The organism is Leptospira dzoumogneensis (assembly GCF_004770895.1).
Taxonomy (GTDB): domain Bacteria; phylum Spirochaetota; class Leptospiria; order Leptospirales; family Leptospiraceae; genus Leptospira_B; species Leptospira_B dzoumogneensis.
The window spans coordinates 68,652-91,045 of record NZ_RQHS01000018.1 but is presented as its reverse complement, the minus strand read 5'-3'; the positions used below and the strand labels follow the sequence as shown (position 1 = coordinate 91,045).

The 22,394-nt window shown below is 41.5% G+C and carries 16 protein-coding genes; 10 read left to right on the top strand and 6 right to left on the bottom strand.

What is annotated here, in order from left to right:
• Nucleotides 1-5: 5 nt before the first annotated feature.
• The 10 genes from cobM to EHR06_RS11305 all read left to right on the top strand — a co-directional run bounded on the left by cobM (nt 6) and on the right by EHR06_RS11305 (nt 11,310).
• Nucleotides 6-788, top strand: a complete 783-nt coding sequence (cobM, locus tag EHR06_RS11350) for a precorrin-4 C(11)-methyltransferase (protein ID WP_135757105.1) — start codon at nt 6-8, stop codon at nt 786-788.
• Nucleotides 785-1,318, top strand: a complete 534-nt coding sequence (gene cobO / locus EHR06_RS11345) for a cob(I)yrinic acid a,c-diamide adenosyltransferase (protein WP_135757104.1) — start codon at nt 785-787, stop codon at nt 1,316-1,318. The genes cobM and cobO overlap by 4 nt, the downstream gene beginning before the upstream one ends.
• Before the next feature lie 6 nt (nt 1,319-1,324).
• Nucleotides 1,325-2,704: a cobyrinic acid a,c-diamide synthase CobB gene (locus tag EHR06_RS11340; RefSeq protein ID WP_135757103.1), complete on the top strand. Its 1,380-nt coding sequence runs from the start codon at nt 1,325-1,327 to the stop codon at nt 2,702-2,704.
• Entirely contained in the window at nt 2,701-3,405 is a 705-nt protein-coding gene (locus EHR06_RS11335; protein WP_135757102.1) for an adenosylcobinamide amidohydrolase, read from the top strand. Before EHR06_RS11340 ends, EHR06_RS11335 begins: the two co-directional genes overlap by 4 nt.
• Nucleotides 3,402-4,031: a histidine phosphatase family protein gene (locus EHR06_RS11330; protein ID WP_135757101.1), complete on the top strand. Its 630-nt coding sequence runs from the start codon at nt 3,402-3,404 to the stop codon at nt 4,029-4,031. The genes EHR06_RS11335 and EHR06_RS11330 overlap by 4 nt, the downstream gene beginning before the upstream one ends.
• Nucleotides 4,019-4,573 carry a bifunctional adenosylcobinamide kinase/adenosylcobinamide-phosphate guanylyltransferase gene (gene cobU, locus EHR06_RS11325; protein WP_135757100.1) on the top strand — a complete coding sequence of 185 codons (555 nt, stop codon included), beginning with the start codon at nt 4,019-4,021 and terminating at the stop codon, nt 4,571-4,573. The genes EHR06_RS11330 and cobU overlap by 13 nt, the downstream gene beginning before the upstream one ends.
• Complete coding sequence (locus EHR06_RS11320) at nt 4,570-7,170, top strand: cobyric acid synthase (protein ID WP_135757099.1); 2,601 nt, start codon at nt 4,570-4,572, stop codon at nt 7,168-7,170. The genes cobU and EHR06_RS11320 overlap by 4 nt, the downstream gene beginning before the upstream one ends.
• Nucleotides 7,167-8,138, top strand: coding sequence for an adenosylcobinamide-phosphate synthase CbiB (gene cbiB / locus EHR06_RS11315; RefSeq protein ID WP_135757098.1), 972 nt, complete (start codon nt 7,167-7,169; stop codon nt 8,136-8,138). The genes EHR06_RS11320 and cbiB overlap by 4 nt, the downstream gene beginning before the upstream one ends.
• Before the next feature lie 9 nt (nt 8,139-8,147).
• A complete protein-coding gene (locus tag EHR06_RS11310; protein WP_135757097.1) occupies nt 8,148-8,750 on the top strand; it encodes a histidine phosphatase family protein in 603 nt (200 codons plus the stop codon).
• 409 nt (nt 8,751-9,159) lie between these two features.
• The gene (locus EHR06_RS11305; RefSeq protein WP_135757096.1) at nt 9,160-11,310 is read left to right on the top strand and encodes a TonB-dependent receptor; all 2,151 of its coding nucleotides are present in this window, start codon (nt 9,160-9,162) and stop codon (nt 11,308-11,310) included.
• A 4-nt stretch (nt 11,311-11,314) separates the two neighbouring features.
• Here EHR06_RS11305 and EHR06_RS11300 read toward each other — a convergent pair whose 3' ends face one another.
• The 6 genes from EHR06_RS11300 to EHR06_RS11275 form a co-directional block, all read right to left on the bottom strand.
• On the bottom strand, nt 11,315-12,076 hold the full coding sequence (locus tag EHR06_RS11300) for a response regulator (RefSeq protein WP_135757095.1): 762 nt from the start codon (nt 12,074-12,076) through the stop codon (nt 11,315-11,317).
• A gap of 57 nt (nt 12,077-12,133) precedes the next feature.
• Nucleotides 12,134-12,613, bottom strand: a complete 480-nt coding sequence (locus tag EHR06_RS11295; protein WP_135757094.1) for a response regulator — start codon at nt 12,611-12,613, stop codon at nt 12,134-12,136.
• Nucleotides 12,610-13,773, bottom strand: a complete 1,164-nt coding sequence (locus EHR06_RS11290; RefSeq protein WP_135757499.1) for a sensor histidine kinase — start codon at nt 13,771-13,773, stop codon at nt 12,610-12,612. Before EHR06_RS11290 ends, EHR06_RS11295 begins: the two co-directional genes overlap by 4 nt.
• Before the next feature lie 17 nt (nt 13,774-13,790).
• On the bottom strand, nt 13,791-20,117 hold the full coding sequence (locus EHR06_RS11285; RefSeq protein ID WP_135757093.1) for a hybrid sensor histidine kinase/response regulator: 6,327 nt from the start codon (nt 20,115-20,117) through the stop codon (nt 13,791-13,793).
• Between the two features lie 195 nt (nt 20,118-20,312).
• Nucleotides 20,313-20,945, bottom strand: a complete 633-nt coding sequence (locus tag EHR06_RS11280) for a response regulator (protein WP_135757092.1) — start codon at nt 20,943-20,945, stop codon at nt 20,313-20,315.
• Nucleotides 20,942-22,300 (bottom strand): GAF domain-containing sensor histidine kinase, encoded by a 1,359-nt coding sequence (locus EHR06_RS11275; protein WP_135757091.1) that lies wholly within the window; start codon nt 22,298-22,300, stop codon nt 20,942-20,944. Before EHR06_RS11275 ends, EHR06_RS11280 begins: the two co-directional genes overlap by 4 nt.
• Nucleotides 22,301-22,394 lie beyond the last annotated feature (94 nt).

The window sequence follows — 22,394 nt, the reverse complement described above, 5'->3', positions numbered from 1 at the left end:
ATATTATGAAAGTATATATCATCGGTGCCGGTCCTGGAGATCCGGATCTGATCACTATCAAAGGCGCAAGGCTTGTGGAAACCTGCCCTATCGTTCTTTATACGGGTTCACTTGTACCTCAAAGAGTGATAGAAAGAGCTGCTTCGACCGCAACAGTATTAGATTCTTCTAAAATGACCTTGGAAGATATCATTTCTATCTTGGAAGAAGCCAAGAAGAAGGACCAGGATGTTGCGAGAGTCCATACAGGAGACCCGTCCATTTTCGGATCCACGGCAGAACAAATGAGAAAAATGGATGAGCTGGGAATTCCTTACGAGATCGTTCCGGGAGTCTCCTCGTTCACTGCGGCTGCAGCGATGCTCGGCAAGGAGCTTACTCTTCCTGAAGTCTCTCAATCGGTAATCATCACTCGGGCAGAAGGAAGAACCCCTATGCCTGAAAAAGAGAAACTAGCAACTTTTGCCTCCACAGGAGCGACCCTAGTATTCTTTTTAAGTGTTTTACATATTCGTAAAATTGCAGAAGAACTTATCCCTCATTACGGCAAGGATTGTCCTGTTTCCGTGGTACAGAAGGCCACTTGGCCGGAACAAAAAATAGTGATCGGAACATTGGAAACTATAGTATCTAAGGTGAAAGAAGAAAAGATCTCCGCAACCGCGATCATTTTCGTAGGTAAGGTATTGGACTGTCATGATTTTGCGGATTCCAGACTTTATGCTTCCGACTTCTCTCATAAATTCAGAAAAGCAAATAAGAAACAAATCGTTTCGGAAACCACATGAATCCTTCTCAGGAAAAAAAAGGACTTATCTTAGTATTTACCGGTCCCGGAAAGGGAAAAACCACCGCTGCTCTAGGAATTCTGTTTAGGGCCTTAGGAAGAGGAATGAAATGCGGGGTTGTCCAATTTTTAAAAGGAAAATGGGAAACAGGAGAGAGAAAATTTGCTAAAACAATTTCAGATCTCGACTTCCATGTAATGGGACTTGGATTCACCTGGGAAAGTGACGATCTGGACAGGGACAAAAAAGCGGCAAGATCAGCCTGGGAAAAGTCATGCGAGATGATATTTTCAGAAAATTATAAAATACTCATATTCGATGAGATCACTTACGCCTTCCATTACGGATGGCTTACCCCGGAAGAAGTTTCAGAAGTTTTATCCAAAAAGCCGGCAAATCTGCACATAGTGATCACGGGCAGAAACTGCCCTGATCTTTTGACGGATATGGCGGATTTAGTCACTCATGTTGAATCTCCTAAACATCCTTATAAGAACGGGATCCCGGCTCAGATCGGGATAGATTATTAGAAAAATATGATACAAGAGATCAAAATACCTAGGATACTGATCTCCGGAACCGGCAGCGGCACCGGAAAAACAACCATTACGATCGCACTTACCAAGGCATTACAAGCCAGAGGCCTAAAAGTTTCCATATTCAAATGTGGCCCCGATTATTTAGATCCCGGCTATCATTCTTTCGTTACTGGAAAAACCTGTCAAAATCTGGATGGATGGTTGATGGGAAAGGAATCCGTAATTTCAACATTTATCGGCGCAAGCCAAGGATCGGATATTTCTATCATCGAAGGAGTGATGGGATTATTCGACGGTCATTCTCCGAATTCAGAAGCAGGCTCTACCGCTGAAATAGCAAAATGGCTGCAAGTCCCAACTATCATTTCAATAGATGCCTCAGGAATGGCGGCGACCTTTTCAGCAATTGCTTCCGGTATCAAAAATTATGATCCTCAAGTCCCTATCCGGGGTTTTGTCGCAAATTTTATAGGAAGCAAAAATCATCTTTCCATTATAGAAACTGCAAGTATTCCATTGCCTGTTTTAGGAGGATTTCCTAAGTCGAATGACTATTCTTTTCCGGAAAGACATTTGGGACTTCGTACTGCCGGTCCGGACATTCTAACGGAAGAAAAACTTTCCTTCTGGCAAAACCTATCGGAACAGTGGCTGGATCTAGATAGGATCTTAGAAATCGCAAATTCCGCACCTCCACTTTCAGTAAAAGGATCGGCCGAGGGCCGGATCAGGACAAAAGATTGCAGGATCGGAGTTGCTTACGATGAAGCATTCCATTTTTATTATGAAGAGAACTTCAAAAAATTAAGAGAAGAAGGAGCCGAACTTGTTTTCTTTTCCCCCTTAAAAGAAAACAAACTCCCGAAAGTAGACGGATTATATTTTGGGGGCGGATATCCGGAACTATTCGCTGATAATTTATCAAATAATAAAGACCTAATGCAAGAGATCGGAAATTTTGCAGCCTCGGAAAGGCCGATCTACGCAGAATGCGGAGGATTAATGTATCTTTCTTCCGAGATCAAAAACATAGAGGGACAAAGTTTTCCAATGATAGGACTTATTCCCGGCAAAGCGATCATGGGGCCCAAACTCAAAAGTTTAGGTTATGTGGAAGTTCACACTGAAAAAAGGACTATCCTAGGAGAAGCGGGCATCCGCTTTAGAGGACATCAATTCAGATATTCAGATCTAATTTTAGAAAATGAAGATGAGTCATTATTCTCCTATCATATCAGAAAACGAAAATCAGAACAAACTACTAGAGAAGGTTATACGGTTTCCAATGTTTTAGCAAGTTATGTACATGCACATTGGGCCTCAAATCCGGAGATCCCTAAAAACTTTATAACTTCTTGCAGGAGATTTAAAGTTTGAGTTTTTTTCAAAAAGATCAGATCGGAGCTTCGGAAACCTGGCTGGAACTCCAACTTTCAAGACCTCATTCTTCTTTAAGCTGGGCGGTTATGGGAGGAGGATATTTAATCACAAACAAAGTGTACTGGTTAAAAGTTTCCAATTCGGATCTAGGTCCGGAAATCGTTCCGGAAGAATTCTACAGAAATCGTTTAGCAGATAAGGGAGAAAGAGAAGAAGTTTTAGGTTTTATGACAAGCGCTTCTCTTTTGAATTACTCCGTAGCTGAAAAAAGTCTGAATGATCTACATGTTAGATCCATTGCAACTGTAGGTTTAGGAAATGCGGTCAGAGTAGGAGATCTCCCGATACAAAATAAAAAAATCGGAACAATCAACCTGCTCATTCAAACTTCCAGATCTATTACTCTCTCCGCAAGTATAGAAGCCATTTCTATAGCTTCAGAGGCAAGGACCCTGGCCGTTTTAGAATCCGAGATCTTGATACAAAGCGAAAACAATTTTGCGACCGGCACAGGCACAGATTGTATCGGGGCCATCTCCCCGATTTCGACGAATACGATAGATTATGTGGGAAAACATACAATCTTGGGGCATTTAATTGGGGCCGCTTCTTACGAAGCAGTCAGAGAAGGTATTCTAAAGTGGAAAAGGACTAGAAGTCCGATTCTTTCAGAGCACCCAAGATCGGTAAATATATGAAAAAATCATTATGTTTACTTAGGCATCCAAGCATTCCTTCGGAATATGGAGGAAAATATTTGGGAAGAAAAGAAGTTTCTCTCTCTGCGGAAGGTTTGCTGGAAATAGAAAAAGTGAAAGAAAAAATCCGACAGAAATTCCTGAACGGAAAAGTATATTTAAGCCCAACGGTTCAATGCAGGGAAACTTTTGATACATTAGGATTTCCTAAAGAAGTCCGGCCTGAATTCAGAGAAGAATTACAGGAATTGGATTTTGGAAATTGGGAAGGCAGATCTTTTTCGGAGTTAGCTGAAATAAATCTGGAAGGTTTAAAAAAATTCGCAAATTTCTCTTCTTCCTTCAGATTTCCGAATGGAGAAAGTTTAAATGAGTTCCAGAAAAGAACGGAATTATTCAAAGAACATATCCTTTCCTCACCGGATCATTGCATTTTTATCTTAAGTCATGGAGGAATTTTATCAAGTTTACTTTGTTCTTTTTTAGAACTTCCCCATTCTTTCTATAAAAAATTCAGAATTTCTCCTTCTACACTTATTTACTTAGATATATTTCACGATGGCCAAGCGGTCTTAACCGATCTCATCAGAATTCATGGCGCAAGGAGATCCGAATGGCCGGGATAATTTTAGTGACCGGGGGATGTAGAAGCGGAAAAAGCAGATTTGCCTTAGAAAAGGCGGATTTTGCCGGAGGAAAAAAGATCTTTTTAGCCACCTGCCCTCATATAGATCCCGAAATGGATGAAAGGATACAAAAGCACCGACAAGAAAGAATAGATTGGAGTACGATAGAAGAAGAATTAGAACTTTCTCATATATTTGATTCGATCCCTTTAGGATCCGTTGTGTTATTAGATTGCTTAAGCCTTTGGATCAATAACTTGATGTTTGATGCAAATAAGAAGGATCTATATCTTACTCAAGACCGGATCAAAGACATTTGTTCAAGTTTAGGAGAACATATCTTAGGCTCAAAAGCGAAAAATGTATTTATAGTCACGAATGAAGTCGGAATGGGTCTCGTTCCGGAAAATAAAGAAGGCAGATTGTATAGAGATCTATTAGGGATCTGTAATCAAACATTTGCATCTATTGCAAATGAAGTGTATTTTTTAGTGAGTGGTATACCTGTCCGCATCAAATCTTCCAGGGATAACGGTCTATGAAATCGGATTATATAAGTTTGCACGGAGGAAATCTATTCAGGATGGCAGATATTGCCGGGGTCGACCCTGCGGAAATTTTGGATTTTTCCTCTAATCTAAATCCTTTAGGTTTTCCGGATTGGGTTCGTCCGTTGATCAATTCCAGGATCAGCGATTTAATACATTATCCAGATCCGAATTATACCAAGGCAAGGATCTCCTTAGAAAAACATTGGAATATCCCAAGAGAAGAAATTGTTTTTGGGAATGGTGCCTCGGAGTTAATACATATTCTTCCTAAGATCAAACATTTCGATCTGGCAGTGATCGCCCAACCTTCCTATATAGATTATCGTAAAAGTTTAAAATTAGCCGGGTTACAAATCCAAGAAATCCTTCTCCAAAAAGGATCCGACTTTGAATTAAACCACGAAGAACTCATCCAAATCCTTCAAAAAGATCCTAACAAACAAATACTAGTTCTATTAGGACATCCGAATAATCCCACAGGAAAATTATTAAATAGGGAAAAGATCTTAAAGATCGCCTCCGATCATAAAAATTCGTTTTTTGTAATAGATGAATCTTTTATAGACTTCGTCCCGGGAGATATTTCCTTTCGGAATTTTAGATCGGAAAATCTGGCTGTCCTTTGGTCTTTGACTAAAATTTTAGCTCTTCCAGGGCTTAGAATAGGACTTCTACTAGCGGATCCCAAAATTGCTTCCGGAATTTCGGAACTTCTTCCCAGTTGGTCCTTAAATAGTTTAAGCGCTTCTATCTTAGAAAAATTCGGAGAAGATCAGGATTTTTTATCCAAAACCAAAGAAAAAATCCCAGAGTGGAAGAACATATTTAAGAATGGCTTGGAAGATCTAGGGATTTTCCGGGTTTATGATACGCACACAAATTTCATCCTTCTCGAATTTTCGGATCCTAAAGGAAATGTTCAGGAATTAGAGAACCTTCTTCTTAAAGAATTCAAAATCGGAGTTAGGAACTGCGGAAATTTTAAAGGATTAGAAAATAATTATATAAGGATCGCGATCAAAACTCAGGAAGAGAACGAAATACTCATACGATCATTCCGCTCTATTTTTAAAAAAGATCCTAAGGCTTCTAAAACTAAAAAAGTAAAACCTTCACTTATGCTCCAAGGCACCGCCTCCAACGTAGGGAAAAGTATATTAGCCACCGCATTCTGCAGGATCTTTACACAAGACGGATTCAAAGTAGCTCCTTTCAAATCCCAGAACATGGCGTTAAACTCTTTTGTAACTTACGAAGGTGCAGAGATAGGAAGGGCCCAAGCTTTGCAAGCTCAGGCTTGTAAGATCAGAGCGGATTATAGAATGAATCCGATCCTTCTCAAACCGTCCAGCGAGAAAGATTCCCAAGTGATACTAAATGGAAAACCCGTAGAGGCGATGGATTTCAGGGATTATATGAAATTCAAATTAAGCGCTTTTGACGAGGTTAAAAAATCTTACGATTCACTTTCCGAAGAATTTGACATGGTTGTTTTAGAAGGAGCAGGAGGAGTATCCGAAGTCAATTTAAAAGATAAAGATATTGTAAACATGAGAATGGCGGAATATGCCAAGGCAAAAGTATTATTAATCGGCAATATTGATCATGGAGGAGTATTCGGTTCTTTCGTGGGCGCCATGGAAACAATGTCGGAATGGGAAAGAAAACTAGTTTCAGGTTTCCTAATCAATCGGTTTAGGGGAATCAAAAGTTTACTCGACCCGGGGATCAAATATTTAGAAGAAACTACCCGTAAAAACGTATTTGGGATCGTACCATTCTTAAATGATCTAAGATTACCCGAAGAAGATTCATTAGAATTCAAATCCGGCAGTTTAAGCGATACTTCTCCATTAGGAGACAGGATAGATATCTTACTAATAGATACGCCCAGGATCTCCAACCATACGGATCTGGATCCTCTGCGAATAGAACCGGACGTAAGAGTTAGGATCGCTCGAAAAAAAGAAGAAATCGGGAATCCTGACGTTCTAATCCTTCCGGGAAGTAAGAACGTGATCACCGATATCAATTATCTGAAAGAATCTGGAATTTCGGAAACTATTTTAAATTTCCATAAAGAAGGAAAAACGGAGATCATAGGGATTTGCGGAGGATATCAAATGTTAGGAGAATCCATCCATGATCCTTTTCAAATAGAAAGTAATTTAGGCTCCGCTGAAGGTTTAAATCTGATAGGAGTCAAAACCGTATTAGAAAAAGAAAAATTACTCAAACAGACGGAAGGAACTCATCTTGCGTCCGGAAAAAAAGTATCCGGTTACGAAATACATCATGGAAATACGAAAGAAATCTCCGCAAAATCCATATTTCAAGATATATCCGGAGAAAGCCTAGGTCACCAAGGAATTTCAGAAAGAGTCTGGGGAACCTATTTGCATGGAGTATTCGACGAAGACGAGTTCAGAAGGGATTTTTTGGATAAGATCCGAGTAAGAAAAGGAATGAAACCTTTGGTAAAAATCCAGGCCAGATATGAATTGGAAACCAATCTAGATCGTTTAGCCGAGGAAGTCAGAAATTCAGTGAATATGAATGAAATTTATAGGATTTTAGGATTAGCATGAATTCTATCTGGATCCTTCCTGCTTCTTTACTTCTGGATATTGGATTTGGGGACCCGAAAGGATTTCCACATCCGGTCAGACTCATAGGAAAATTCGCAAGATATATGGAGAAGTTTACAAGAAAGTATATATCTTCCGAAAGATTTGCAGGAATAATCACTTCATTTTCGGTATATTCTATTTCTTTCATATTCACTTGGATAATTATAGAATTTTCAAGATATCTACATCCTTTTTTAGGAGAACTAATATCTGCATTCGTTATATATACCAGCATCGCCTTAAAGGACCTTTTGGACCATAGCAAGGACGTATATTCCGCACTTCATGAAAATGATCTGGAAAAAGCCAGGACTATGGTCGGCAGAATTGTAGGAAGGGACACGGCAAATTTAGAACAACCAGATATAGTCAGAGCAGGTTTAGAAAGTGTGGGAGAAAGCCTAGTAGATGGGATCACTGCCCCGCTTTTTTTTGCGGCATTGGGAGGACCGAGTTTTGCGATGCTCTATCGTTCTATTAATACATTAGATTCACTTTTCGGTTATAAGAATGATACATATCTGAAATTTGGCTGGGCTTCCGCAAGAATGGATGATCTGGCAAATTATATTCCGGCAAGACTGACTGCTCCTATACTTTGTATTTCTTCCGCTATTTTAGGTTTTCATCCATTAAGATCCTTTAAAATACTGATCCGAGACGGAAGAAAACATCCAAGCCCAAATTCAGGGCTTTGTGAGGCCGCTTTAGCCGGAGCTTTAAAAATACAATTAGGCGGAAAAAATTACTATTCCGGGGTTCCAAGTGAAAAGCCGAAATTAGGGGATCCGGATCGTAAATTGGTCCCGAATCTGATCTTAGACGCAAACAGGATAGTATTCCTAACCTCAATCCTTTCCTCCATTTTGTTTTTAGGTCTAGGACAAGTAATTCATTTGGCATTTGGGACCTTCTTCCAATCTTAAACCTGTCCCATGAACAAAGAAAAATATCATATTTTCCTAATACGACATGGAGAAACGGAATGGAACAAGGAAAGAAGGTTACAAGGACAAATCGATACCCCCCTCTCCGAGTTCGGGAAAGAACAAGCTTCTAAATTAGCTGAAAAATTAAAGAATAAAGGAATAGGACTCATTTTTAGCAGCGATCTAAAAAGAGCTAAAGAGACTTCCGAACAAATCTCCCATCAATTAGGAATAAAGATCGTATATCATCCAGGGCTCAGAGAGATCCATTTAGGAGAAGCACAAGGGATTTTAGAATCTGAACTTTCGAATATATTTGGAGAAAAGTCCTATTTTTCCTGGAAAAGTCAAGATCGGAGCCACGATCAATTTAGATTTCCGGGAGGAGAAAGTAAATCCGAAGCAGAGTTAAGGATCATTGATACTATATTATATTTATTGAAAATGTATGGAGAAAAGAAAATTGCAATTTGCAGCCACGGATTTGTTCTCTCCAGATTTTATGGACATTTTTCACTTAAAGAGTTTTCACATTCTAAACTTGGGAATTGCGAAGTAAAAACATTATCCATTTCACCGGAGATTCCGGAAAAAATTATAGGTAAGTAAAAAATTAGAACGTTCTTTTTTGGAACTGATAAAACTTTTTCATTGAATAAATCGAGACGATCCAAAAGATCGTCTTAACTTTCAGGATGAAGTTGGGTGTAAATCCCACGCTGACCCGCAACTGTGATCGGAATTGATCATAAAGATATTATCTTTTTGTTCTAATTCCGCAAGCCAGATCTCCCTGCAGACTAAAACCTCGAGGTTAGGTATGTTAGCATTCTCGCCAAGCACGTCCGTGCATCAGCGAAGGGCCCCGGAAGTTAAAAATCGGGGCTCCCGCAAACCAGGATAAACTTCTGATTTTGTACATTATAAAAATTATATATTCTTATTTTGACATAAATTAGACTAATATTTGTTAGTTTATCTTCGTTTCGGAAGTTTTCCAAAGAAAACGGACGAAAACATGAGGCAAAACATCCTTAGGATTGCCGGTATAGGCATATCCTTATCGTACTTTATATGTGCGATCTTCTCTCCTATCCTTTCCCAGGATCAGGAAACAAAACCGACTAACGGAAAAGAACGAACAGAAGCTGAAAAATTAGAACTTAAAAAAAAGATCTCGGAGTATAAACCGGATGCTATCGTGATCAGGGACAGAAGATCCAATCTGATCGGGATCGCTTCTTCCGCAAGTGAAGGTGTCGTAGGCTCCGAGCAGATCAAAACAAGGCCGATCATGAGACAGGGAGAAGTCGCGGAGTTGATCCCCGGTGTGATAGTAACCCAACATAGCGGCGGAGGAAAGGCAAATCAATTCTTCCTAAGGGGTTTCAACCTGGATCATGGGACAGATCTTGCTTCCAATGTAGACGGAATGCCCGTGAATAATGTTAGTCATGCTCATGGGCAGGGATATACCGATCTAAACTTTTTGATCCCGGAACTTGTCGAACAAATGCAATATAAGAAAGGGGTTTATTATGCGGACCAAGGCGACTTCGCCTCCGCAGGTGCATTCAATATTTCTTATTTTAAAAGTCTGTCAAAAGGGATCGCGAATATAGAAGGTGGCACCTTAGGTTACGCAAGAACTTTAATAGCAAAATCCCACAAAGTAGGACCGGGAGATCTCCTATACGCTTTCGAAGCTTCTCATAATGACGGCCCTTGGGCTATTTCGGATAACTTCAGAAGGGTAAATGGTGTCACAAGTTATTCCGTAGGAGATAAACAGAAAGGATTCAGCATCAGTCTTATGGGCTATAAAGGCAGCTGGCATTCTACCGGCCAAGCTCCTAAAAGGGCGCTTAGAATGGGAGATTCCTGGTTAGATCCCGATTCAGGTTTGAGTAGATTCGAAAGCGTGGATCATAATGACGGCGGTTGGTCAAACAGAGCAAGCGTCAACTTCGAAGCTCATCGTCTAGAAAAAGGATATGAGGCAAAAACCCAATTTTACGGAATATATTACGATTTACGATTATTCTCCAACTTCACTTATTATCTGGATGATCCGGTAAGAGGGGACCAACACGAACAATCTGATAGAAGAACGATCGCCGGAAGTAAATCCAGTTATAAGGATATAAGCGAGTTCTGGGGGATCCGTATGGAGAATACGATCGGACTTCAGATCAGAAGGGATTATATCCAGAACGGTCTTTTTCATACCGAAAAAAGAGCTAGATTGGAAACTGTTAGAGAAGACGGGATCATACAACTCAGTTCCGGAATATATTATGAAAACAAGATACAATGGTCTAAAAAATTCAGAACGGTATTTGGATTAAGAGGAGATTATTATAAATTCAACGTAGATGATTGGGGAACAAAAGAAAGATCGGACAGAAATGCAAGAATTTACAGTCCGAAAGGAAGTATCATCATAGGACCTTGGTATAAAACCGAATTTTATTTCAGCGGGGGATACGGATTCCATAGTAACGATGCGAGAGGTGTCGTCCAAAAAACGGACACCGCAGACCCGCTGGTCCAGACAAGAGGTGGGGAAATTGGACTTAGAACTGAACCTGTTCATGGTTGGCAATCCACGCTCTCGGTTTGGCAATTGGATATGAATTCGGAACTTCTGTTTACCGGAGACAATGGGACCACGGAAGCAAGTAGGCCGAGCACTCGAAAAGGATTCGAATGGGCCAATTATTATTCTTACAATTCTTGGCTGATGATAGATGCCGACTTTGCGACTTCCAGATCCAGGTTCAGAGATGATGATCCTTCGGGGAATTATATTCCGGGATCCATTCGTAATACGTTAGCGTCGGGGATCACATTAAAAAATTCGAATGGATTTTTCGGATCTCTTAGAGTGAGATATTTCGGAAATCGTTCCCTAATAGAAGACAATTCTGTCCGTTCTCCTTCAACAACTACAGTGAATCTTCAGCTCGGCAGGAATTTCGGAGAAGATCTAAGTATCGTTTTCGAAGTATTCAATTTATTGAATGCTCACGTAAGTGATATAGATTATTATTATGCTTCCAGACTGAAAAACGAAGCAGTCGGCCCGAATGAAGGAGGGTATAATGACATCCACACTCACCCTGCTCAGCCTAGATCGATACGACTCTCTATGAGAGCTTCTTTCTAAGGATCTATTTTTTGACGTAATCCCGTATTACCAAAATACGATCCACATCCACTTCCTTATTTTTAGGAACGGATTTAGTAAAAGTAAATACTTCGGTACTAAGTCCGTTCTTAGAAAGTAAAAGTCCGTGAGAAGGAACTGTCTCTAAGGGGACTTTTTCCGCAAAATGATCATCTAATTCGAAACTCTCCATATCCGGGATGTTTTTCATACTCAAAACGTCTCCGAGAGGTTTTCCGATCGCGTCCGATTCCAGCCAACCGGTAAGTTTCTCCGCAGATAAATTCATAAAGGAAATTTGCCCTTTAGAATCGAAAGCAATCACTCCTTCATGCATATTTCGGAGTTCCGTGGAAACAAGTCTCGCCTTCTCCATTAACTCCTTCTCTACCTCGTGTTTGTAAAGGATCAGCTCTATCACTATCTGCAATTCCCTGGTCTGAAAAGGTTTTAGAATATATGCATTCGGTTCAGTTAGTTTAGCTCTCGTTAAAGTCTGGGAATCGGAAGAAGCGGTGATATAAACGATCGGAACATCTAAAAACTTTCTGATCCGTTTGGCAGCATCTATTCCATCCAAATATCCATTTGCGAGAACTATATCTATGAGGATCAGATCCGGTTGGAGTGCAATTGCCTGTTTGACCGCAGTTTCTCCCGTATTGGCTATACTAGGTTCAGGATATCCCATCCTTATCAGTCTATGACGGATATCCTGGGCAACAAGCCCCTCGTCCTCTACGATCAAAATCCTAGTGTCCTTCATTTTATCTTCCAAAATATTCAAATATTAAAAAATATGAATATTATTCCTCAAATTAGATCAAACACCGGCTTCTTCCGAGGAGGTTTTTATAAGATCTTTTACCCCATGAAGTATGGCTGACATATTCCTTCTTTCCCTTTTTCTTTTTTTATCCAGCCCGTGTTTGTTCAAAGCGATCTCTATCGCAATTTGTAATTCTTTAGTCTGAAAAGGTTTCAAAAGATACCCGTAAGGCCTTGTTGGCTTACTACGAAGAAGAGTAGATTCGTCCGCATAAGCGGTAAGGTAGATCACCGGTAGATCCATTTTGTCCAAAATTTCCTGGACTGTTTCTATTCCGTCGTAATTCCCTCTGGATAACATGATATCCATGAGTAGAAGGTCCGGTTTATCTAAATAAACTTTTCTTAATGCTTCATTCCCCGTAGAAGCGATACTTACGAAATCATATCCAAGATCCGACAATTTATGGAGTATATCTTTGGCTACGATACTTTCGTCTTCTACGATCAATATTTTTGCTCCGCTGGAGATCATTTTCGGACTCGGCTCCTTTCTCGAAAGACTAACGTGAACTTAGTCCCTTTGCTCCGATCCAAGATCAAACTTCCGTCTATTTGCTGGGTCAAAGTATTGACTAATTGTAAACCCAAAGAATCGGTTTGTCGATAGTCGATTTCTTCCGGAAAACCTACCCCATCATCTTCCACAGTTAAAGAATACTCTTCGTATTTAGATGTAATAGAGATTTGGATAGTGCCCTCACCCCTTTCCCTAAAGCCGTATTTTAACGAATTGGTAACAAGTTCCGTTACGATCAATCCGCAATGGATCGCAGTATCCAGCGTTAGATGAACGGATTCCGCATGTATTTCGAATCTTATCTTCGAATTTACCCTGTAAGTTCTCAAAAGATTGGTAACCAAACTATTCAGATATTCCTGGAAGTCAGTGTGGGCCAGATCTTCATTTTGGTATAACAGCTCGTGAATGAGAGCTATGGACTTGATCCTAGATTGGCAGTCTTGGAACATTTCTAAAGACTTACGATCCGTTATGTAGTTTCCCTGCAGACTTAGGATACTGGAAACGATCTGAAGATTATTCTTAACCCTATGATGGATCTCTCTGAGCAGAACTTCCTTTTCCTTTAGAGAAGCGGTTAATGCTTCTTCCGCTCTTTTCCTTTCGGCGATCTCTGTCATTAACTCGTTATTTACTCTATGCAGTTCGAATGTCCTTTCTTCTACACGTATCTCCAACTCGTCATGACTTTGTCTTAAAAGTTCTTCTTGGATCCTTAATATTTTGTTTTTCTTATGTAGATCTACAAATACTGCCGCCTTAGATCTTAGGATCTCCGGCGCGGTAGGTTTTACCAAGAAGTCCACTGCTCCCAAGGAATATCCTTTGAACATTCCGGTTTCGTTATTTGCATAAGCGGTGAGAAAGATGATCGGGATCTTGGCACATTTTTCTCTCTGTCGGATCAATGCCGCCGCTTCAAAGCCGTCCATTCCGGGCATTCTCACGTCCATGAAGATCAATGCGACTTCTTCCGGTTCATCTAGTAGTGCCTTTAATGCTTCTTCTCCGGAACCCGCTTTAATTAAATTTAATTCAGGATTCCTAAGAATATGCTCCATTACCTGCAGATTATCCGCGTGATCATCTACTAGTAAAATACTCACTTTCATTGGCTGTTCCATATTTTCTACCTGCACAACAACACCCGAAGTAGAGAAAGCAAATGGTCCACACTTACCGGCTTCGTTATATATTCTGTCGCGCCGGCCTCTATACATTTTTCCCGATCCCCTTTCATCGCCTTTGCCGTAAGCGCCAAAATAGGGAGATTTGTAAATTCTGCTTTGGAACGGATCACCTTCATTGCTTCGTATCCATCCATGTCCGGCATCATCACGTCCATAAGAACGATCTCTATGTCCGGATTTTTTTCCAAAATATTAATTCCGTCTAATGCATTCTCCGCATAATGTATTTTCATTTTATGTAATTCCAACATACTCGTTAACGCGAATATATTCCTTACATCGTCGTCTACGATCAGGACCTTATGCCCTTCGAGAGAATACGTGTCTCCCGATTTAGAAATAGATTCAGGTTCATGCAAATGGATCTTGATCTCTTCCAAGGAAGTTGCATAAGAATTTACGAATTTCAGTATATTCGAACCGTTAAAGGATAGAAGTTTCTGAAAACTTTCCGGCCCATTTTTATCATCCGAATAGAATAGTATCAAGGTCCTTTCAGGATCCAATAGACTGATCTTAGAGACTAGATCCGGAACGGACATGTCCTCGAATTCATTTCCTATGAGTATACAATCGGGAATCTCATTTTTCAGAATGTCCAAAAGTTCCTGACCAGATCCCATACTTTTCAGCATAAGATCCTTAGAAGTAAGCTTCTCCTTTAGAAATTCAGAATGTTCTTTTTGTATTCCACAAAAATAAAGTGTTTTGTCCGTTTTATGCAGATAGGTTTTGATCTTCTCGAATGCCTCGTTCAAGGATTCTATCCCTACAGGTTTCCTTAAATGAGAGATCGCTCCGATCTCCAAACTTCTTCTCCAATCATTTTCTCCGGAAAGAACATGAACAGGGAGTTGTCTGAGTTTAGGATTTCGTTTCAGCCAATTCAGGATCAAACTTCCGTCCATATCGGAGAGTTGGACATCCAACAAGACCGCATTAAAAGAGGATTCCTGTAATGCTGAGATCCCACTCTTTCCATCCAAGGCAACCGTTCCCTTGAACCCATTACTTTTAGCGATCTCTAAAAGTGACTTCGCGAATGTTTCATCTTCTTCAATGATCAAAACCTTCTCTTTGGATTCGTTTTGGGTTTCATCTTCCAAAACTCTTCTAGTGGCTTTAACCTTACTTCTTACATAAGAATCGCCTGAACCGGATATATCATTATCAGGATTCTCGGACCATTTGATTGAATCAGGTTCGATCGGATTTTCTTCCACTTGGATATAATCCAATGGAAGGTATAAAGTAAATTTACTTCCTACTTCAGGTTCACTTTCCAGTTTTAATTCTCCGCCTAAAATACGAGTGATCTCTTTACTGATGGAAAGTCCAAGCCCTGTTCCTCCGTATTTTCTGCTAGTACTTCCATCCGCCTGCCTGAATGCTTCAAAGATCAAGCCTTGCTTTTCGGCAGAGATCCCGATCCCGGTATCTATCACCGAAAATGCGATCACACCTCCCGCTTGGTTTAAGATCTTATGCTCCTTACTCCAACCGCTAGGAGAAGATTCAATTCTAAGTTTCACTCCACCTTTATGAGTAAATTTGAATGCGTTGGATAGAAGGTTCTGTAGGATCTGCTGCAATCTCTGCAAATCGGTAGTGATCCTGGAAGGAAGTTCGGGATCTATTTCCACTTGGAATTTTAGGTCCTTATTCCTTGCAGTTTCCCTGAAAGATCGATCCAGATATCCTCCCAATTCCTCTATAGAAACCGAATCCAGATCCACACTCATCTTACCGGATTCAATTTTAGAAAGATCTAATATATCATTGATCAATTGTAATAGATCATTCCCGGAACTATGGATCGTTTTTGCGTATTCAGTCTGCTTTTCGGACAGATTGCGACTCTCGTTATCATACAATAATCGAGAGAGGATCAGCATATTATTCAAAGGAGTCCTTAATTCATGGGACATGTTCGCTAAAAACTCCGATTTATATCTGGAAGTGAGTGCAAGCTGACGTGCTTTTTCTTCCAAGGAATGTCTTGCCTGCTCCACCTCTCTATTCTTTCTTTCCACCTCACTGTTCTTTTTAGCGAGTAGTCTTGCCTTTTCTTCCAACTCTTCGTTCTTTTCCTGTAATTCCTCCCTTTGGTCCTTGAGCATGTCCTCGGAGGCCTTCAGTGATTTGGCTTGTTCTTCCAAACGTTGGTTGGTATTGGTCAATTCCTCTTGTCTACCTTGCAACTCTTCTGTCAGAGTTTGGGATTGGATCAAAAGTTCTTCCGTTCTCATCCCTGCTGCTATCGTGTTCAATACGATCCCGATACTTTCAGTCAACTGATCCAAGAAGTTCAAATGGATCGGAGTGAAGTTGGAGAAGGAAGCGAGTTCTATCACCGCTTTTACTTCTCCCTCGAATAACACCGGTAAGACGACTATATTGATAGGAGGAGCTTCTCCTAGAGCAGAATTGATCATGATATAACTGGAAGGAACCTGTGTGACTAGTATCCTTTCTTTTTCCAAGAAACATTGACCGATCAGGCCTTCTCCCGGATAAAAACGATTGGATACATTTTTCCTTTCTTGGTATGCATAACTCACAAGTAGTTTGAGTAACGGGCCTTCTTCCACATTTTCAGTTATGAAGAATGCTCCATGTTGTGCGGAAACAAGAGGTGCAAGTTCGGACAAGATAAGTTTACTTACGTTGACTAAATTTCTTTGTCCTTGTAATAGTCTGGTGAATTTTGCAAGGTTCGTTTTTAACCAGTCTTGTTCCGTATTGATCCGAGTGGTTTCCCTTAGGTTTCGGATCATTTCGTTGATATTATCCGATAAGGCTGCCACCTCCCCAGCCGCTTGGATAGTAACTGTTCGAGACAGATCTCCTTTGGTCACACCCGTTGCCACTTCCGCAATCGCCCTTACCTGAGTGGTTAGGTTAGAAGCGAGCTGGTTCACGTTATCCGTAAGGTTTCTCCAAAGACCAGCTGCACCAGGCACACTTGCTTGGCCTCCCAATCTTCCTTCGATACCAACTTCTTTTGCAACCGTGGTTACCTGGTCCCCGAATAGTCCTAATGTATCGATCATATCGTTGATCGTATCAGAGAGTTCTGCGATCTCTCCCTTTGCTTCTAAATATAACTTTTTCTTTAAGTCCCCGTTCGCAACGGAGGTTACCACCTTAGCGATCCCCCTTACCTGTGTGGTGAGATTATTCGCCATGAAGTTCACACTATCCGTAAGATCTTTCCAGATACCTGCAACCCCTTGCACATTCGCCTGTCCACCCAGTTTACCTTCTGTACCTACTTCTCTTGCTACCCTGGTTACCTCGGAAGCGAATGAATTCAACTGGTCCACCATCGTGTTGATCGTATCCTTTAATTCGAGGATCTCACCTTTTACATCCACTGTGATCTTCTTGGATAAGTCTCCTCGAGCTACCGCTGTAGTAACTTCGGCAATATTTCGCACCTGACCGGTTAGGTTGGATGCCATAGAGTTCACACTATCCGTTAAGTCATTCCAGGTTCCAGCAACACCTCGAACATCCGCCTGTCCACCAAGCTCTCCTTCTGTTCCCACCTCTCTTGCAACCCTAGTTACCTCGGAAGCGAATGAATTCAACTGGTCCACCATAGTGTTAATGGTGTCCTTTAACTCCAGGATCTCTCCTTTTACATCCACCGTGATCTTCTTAGAAAGGTCACCTCGGGCTACCGCTGTAGTAACTTCGGCAATATTACGAACCTGACCTGTTAGGTTGGATGCCATTGAGTTCACACTATCCGTTAAGTCTTTCCAGGTTCCCGCAACCCCTCGAACGTCAGCTTGGCCTCCCAGTTTACCTTCTGTACCTACTTCTTTTGCAACCCGAGTTACCTCGGAAGCGAATGAGTTCAACTGGTCCACCATCGTGTTGATCGTGTTCTTTAACTCTAGGATCTCACCCTTAACATCCACTGTGATCTTCTTGGATAAGTCGCCAGTTGCCACTGCCTTGGTAACTTCTGCAATATCACGAACCTGGCCTGTTAGGTTACCTGCCATGAAGTTCACACTATCCGTTAAGTCTTTCCAAGTTCCCGCAACTCCTCGAACATCCGCTTGTCCACCCAGTTTACCTTCTGCACCTACCTCTCTTGCAACCCTGGTTACCTCGGAAGCGAATGAATTCAACTGGTCCACCATCGTGTTGATCGTGTTTTTGAGTTCTAAGATCTCACCCTTAACATCCACTGTGATCTTCTTAGATAAGTCTCCTGTCGCAACCGCTGTAGTAACTTCGGCAATATTACGCACCTGACCCGTTAGGTTGGATGCCATTGAGTTCACACTATCCGTTAAGTCCTTCCAGGTTCCTGCAACTCCTCGAACGTTTGCCTGTCCGCCAAGTTTACCTTCTGTTCCTACCTCCCGAGCAACCCTGGTCACCTCGGAAGCGAATGAGTTCAACTGGTCCACCATCGTATTGATGGTGTCCTTTAACTCTAGGATCTCTCCCTTAACATCCACTGTGATCTTCTTAGATAAGTCTCCGGTCGCAACTGCTGTAGTAACTTCGGCAATATTACGAACCTGGCCGGTTAGGTTGGATGCCATAGAGTTCACACTATCCGTTAAGTCCTTCCAGGTTCCTGCAACCCCTTGTACGTCCGCCTGGCCTCCCAGTTTACCTTCTGTACCTACCTCTCTTGCAACCCTGGTTACCTCGGAAGCGAATGAGTTCAACTGGTCCACCATCGTGTTAATGGTGTCCTTTAACTCGAGGATCTCTCCTTTTACGTCCACTGTGATCTTCTTGGAAAGGTCGCCTCTAGCTACCGCTGTAGTAACTTCGGCAATATTTCGCACCTGACCGGTTAGGTTGGATGCCATCGAGTTCACACTATCCGTTAAGTCCTTCCATGTCCCTGCAACCCCTTGCACATCCGCCTGGCCGCCTAATGCACCTTCCGTTCCCACCTCCCGAGCAACCCTGGTTACCTCGGAAGCGAACGAGTTCAACTGGTCCACCATTGTGTTAATGGTGTTTTTGAGTTCTAGGATCTCTCCTTTTACATCCACCGTGATCTTCTTAGATAAGTCTCCGGTTGCAACCGCTGTAGTAACTTCGGCAATATTACGCACTTGACCTGTTAAGTTGGATGCCATCGAATTCACACTATCCGTTAAGTCCTTCCAAGTCCCTGCAACTCCTCGAACATCCGCTTGGCCCCCCAGTTTACCTTCTGTTCCCACCTCTCTTGCTACCCGAGTTACCTCGGAAGCGAATGAGTTCAACTGGTCCACCATCGTGTTAATGGTGTCCTTTAACTCTAAGATCTCTCCCTTAACATCCACTGTGATCTTCTTGGATAAGTCTCCTCGAGCTACCGCTGTAGTAACTTCGGCAATATTTCGCACCTGGCCCGTTAGGTTGGATGCCATCGAGTTCACACTATCCGTTAAGTCCTTCCAGGTCCCTGCAACTCCTCGAACATCCGCCTGTCCTCCCAATTTACCTTCCGTTCCCACTTCCCGAGCAACCCTGGTTACCTCGGAAGCGAATGAGTTCAACTGGTCCACCATCGTGTTGATCGTGTTCTTTAACTCTAAGATCTCTCCCTTAACATCCACCGTGATCTTCTTGGATAAGTCACCTGTCGCAACTGCTTTGGTAACTTCCGCAATATCTCGAACCTGGCCGGTCAAGTTAGACGCCATCGAGTTCACACTATCCGTTAAGTCTTTCCAAGTCCCCGCAACTCCTCGAACATCCGCTTGTCCACCCAGCTTACCTTCTGTTCCTACCTCTTTTGCCACCCGAGTTACCTCGGAAGCGAATGAGTTTAACTGGTCCACCATGATATTCACGATCTTCGCAGTTCTAAAAAATTCTCCCTTAAGAGGTCTTCCTTCAATTTCCAAAGACATGTTCTGAGAAAGGTCACCGCCTGCCACTGCGCCGATCACTCTCATTACCTCGGTATTCGGCTGCACAAGATTTCCGATCAGAGAGTTGATCGAATTCATACAAGTACCCCAAGAACCTGTGGAAGAAATTCCACTTACCCTTTGAGAAATTTTACCTTCTTGCCCAACCTCATTACTGATCCTCTCAAACTCTTTGACCATTCTATCGTTCTGGTCCATGATATCGTTCAATAAGTCCGAAATTTTACCCGCGATCCCCACATTATCCAAAGGCATTCGTTTGGAGAAGTCCCCACGTTTAAATGCGGTGAGAACTTCCAATAATTGTTTCGGATTTAGAGAGTCTTTATCTTGTTTGGGATCTATTGTAGAGGCATTCTTCATGTCAGGACCTGAACCTATAATAAAAGGTTAATGCGCACGAAGAAGAATCATGACGTAAAATGAATGGAATAACAACAAAAATTATTTCACAAATAGATCGTATGGATTAAGTTAAACGAAGAATTTTTCTGTCACAAGAAATGTGACAGAAGGCAAAGAACATTACAAAAACGAATTGTTTTTAATTTTGGAAATTTATTCCAGAAGTTTATGGTCGTATGCGTACCGAACAAGCTCTTGTGTGGATTTCAAACTCATCTTTTCAAAGATCCTGGCCCTATATGTGTTTACTGTATTCACACTCAAACCTAGATCTTCCGAAATAGATCGAACATTTTTACCTTTCACTAAAAGCATAAGTATCTGGAACTCTCTTTCTGAAAGAGTTTCATGAGGAAGCCTATCCGAAGGTTTAGAAAGTTCTCTCACCAACATCTCGGTCGCTTCAGGACTAATATATCTAGCGCCTTCTATCACCTTACGCACTGCGGAGATGAGTTCATCTCCGGCGCTTGCTTTAGTGATATAACCGGATGCACCAGCCTTCAAAGCGCGGACCGCAAATCTATCCTCCGGATACATGCTCAAAATAAGAACTCTTGTATCGGGAGAAAGTTTATGAACATATTTTAATATATCCAAACCGCTCATCATCGGCATATTTATATCCAGGATCAGCACTTGCACGGATTGTCCCGCAAGATAATCCAAAACCTGCTGTCCGTTTTCCGCCTCGTAAACGATCTCTATGTCTTCTTCTTCCGATAGGATCTTTCTTAAACCTTCTCGGATCAATAAATGATCATCAGCGATCAATGTGGAAATCATAGGAAATCCTCCTTATTTCGATTTGAGATTGGTATTTTTACGATCACACTTGCGCCCTTTCCAGGACCGCCTGAGATGGAGACCTCCCCGCCCAAGACGACCGCTCTTTCTCTCATTCCGATCAGTCCAAGGGACTTAGATTGGTTCATCTTTTTAGGATCTATCCCGATCCCATTGTCTTGGATTTTCAGAATGAGAAATGGACCTTCTTCCGAGCAGGAAACCTGGATGGAACTTGCCTTAGAATGTCTTGCTGCGTTAGTTAACGCTTCTTGGAAAATACGGAATAATGCGATGGACGGATCCTTTTCAAGAGATAGAATTCCCGCAGGGATCCGGATTTCGCAGCGAATTCCCGTCCTCTTCTCGAAATCCTTTGCATACCATTCAATCCCTTCTAAAAGGCCTAAATCCTCCAAAATTAAAGGCCTCAATTCGGTTGCAATTCTTTGCACCGACTCTATACCGGAGTCTGCGACCTTGATCATGGATAGAAGTTCGGATACTAGTTTTGAATCTGATCCTTTTGATTTTTGAAAATTATTTTTTAATAATGTAAGATCTATTTTAAGAACGGTTAATAATTGTCCCAACTCGTCGTGAACTTCTCTTGCTATAAGTAGTCTTTCTTCCTCTCTTACTTCTTGTAGTCTTGCAGACAATGCTCTTAATTGTTCACCGGAAGTTTTCAGATGGTTCTCTGCGTCCCTTCTCTCGAATACCCTTCCAATCTGGGAACTGATATGAGAAACAGCTTCGAAAAAAGAAGGATCAGTGGATTTATTTCCGGAATAAAATTCAAGAACACCTACCAGATTTTCTTTTACTAGGATAGGGATCCCGATCGCCTCTTCAATCCCAGCTTTGATAGAAAGTTCCTTTATATCTCCTTTTATATAAGAAGGAAAGTTTTCGAGCAAGATCGGTTTTCTTCCGTTCCTGACCCTTTCCGTAAGAATAGATTCTTCCTTTTTAGATCTGTTCCTTAATAAATTCCGAAACTCTTTTAGGAATTTCTCCTCTCTGGAGAAGGAGATAGAAGAATATTCCGGCTTTTCTGACTCTTCTAACACTAAACATACGAGACCCAATTTCCAATCCGCAATCGCACATATTCTATCTACCGAAAATTGAAGCACTGATTCTACATCATTTGCTTCGTTCGCAGCAGTGGCCACTTGCTGTAGAAGATTTAAAACGGAGATCTTTTTTAAGAGTTCGTCTTTAGTGTTTTGGTCTTCCGGATTGTATCTATCAATAGGATCATCCTTAGAAAATCCTGCGGATTCGCGAGGAAAAGGTTCGGAAAAGGAACCGTAACTCGGCTCTTGGTCAATATTCGAAAAGCCTTGCACCCCGCGATTATCTAATTAAAATTTTCATCTTTCAATCCGTTTTTTCACCTAACAGCAAAGAAAAAGAAAATAGTAATGTACTATATCTAAAGTC

Coding starts and splice junctions, on each gene's coding strand:
- EHR06_RS11290 (WP_135757499.1), bottom strand. CDS start 13,773: ATGAAAGTGAGTATTTTACTAGTAGATGATCACGCGGATAATCTGCAG.
- cobU (WP_135757100.1), top strand. CDS start 4,019: ATGGCCGGGATAATTTTAGTGACCGGGGGATGTAGAAGCGGAAAAAGC.
- cobO (WP_135757104.1), top strand. CDS start 785: ATGAATCCTTCTCAGGAAAAAAAAGGACTTATCTTAGTATTTACCGGT.
- EHR06_RS11280 (WP_135757092.1), bottom strand. CDS start 20,945: ATGATTTCCACATTGATCGCTGATGATCATTTATTGATCCGAGAAGGT.
- EHR06_RS11310 (WP_135757097.1), top strand. CDS start 8,148: ATGAACAAAGAAAAATATCATATTTTCCTAATACGACATGGAGAAACG.
- EHR06_RS11285 (WP_135757093.1), bottom strand. CDS start 20,117: ATGAAGAATGCCTCTACAATAGATCCCAAACAAGATAAAGACTCTCTA.
- EHR06_RS11295 (WP_135757094.1), bottom strand. CDS start 12,613: ATGATCTCCAGCGGAGCAAAAATATTGATCGTAGAAGACGAAAGTATC.
- EHR06_RS11320 (WP_135757099.1), top strand. CDS start 4,570: ATGAAATCGGATTATATAAGTTTGCACGGAGGAAATCTATTCAGGATG.
- cbiB (WP_135757098.1), top strand. CDS start 7,167: ATGAATTCTATCTGGATCCTTCCTGCTTCTTTACTTCTGGATATTGGA.
- cobM (WP_135757105.1), top strand. CDS start 6: ATGAAAGTATATATCATCGGTGCCGGTCCTGGAGATCCGGATCTGATC.
- EHR06_RS11340 (WP_135757103.1), top strand. CDS start 1,325: ATGATACAAGAGATCAAAATACCTAGGATACTGATCTCCGGAACCGGC.
- EHR06_RS11305 (WP_135757096.1), top strand. CDS start 9,160: ATGAGGCAAAACATCCTTAGGATTGCCGGTATAGGCATATCCTTATCG.
- EHR06_RS11330 (WP_135757101.1), top strand. CDS start 3,402: ATGAAAAAATCATTATGTTTACTTAGGCATCCAAGCATTCCTTCGGAA.
- EHR06_RS11300 (WP_135757095.1), bottom strand. CDS start 12,076: ATGAAGGACACTAGGATTTTGATCGTAGAGGACGAGGGGCTTGTTGCC.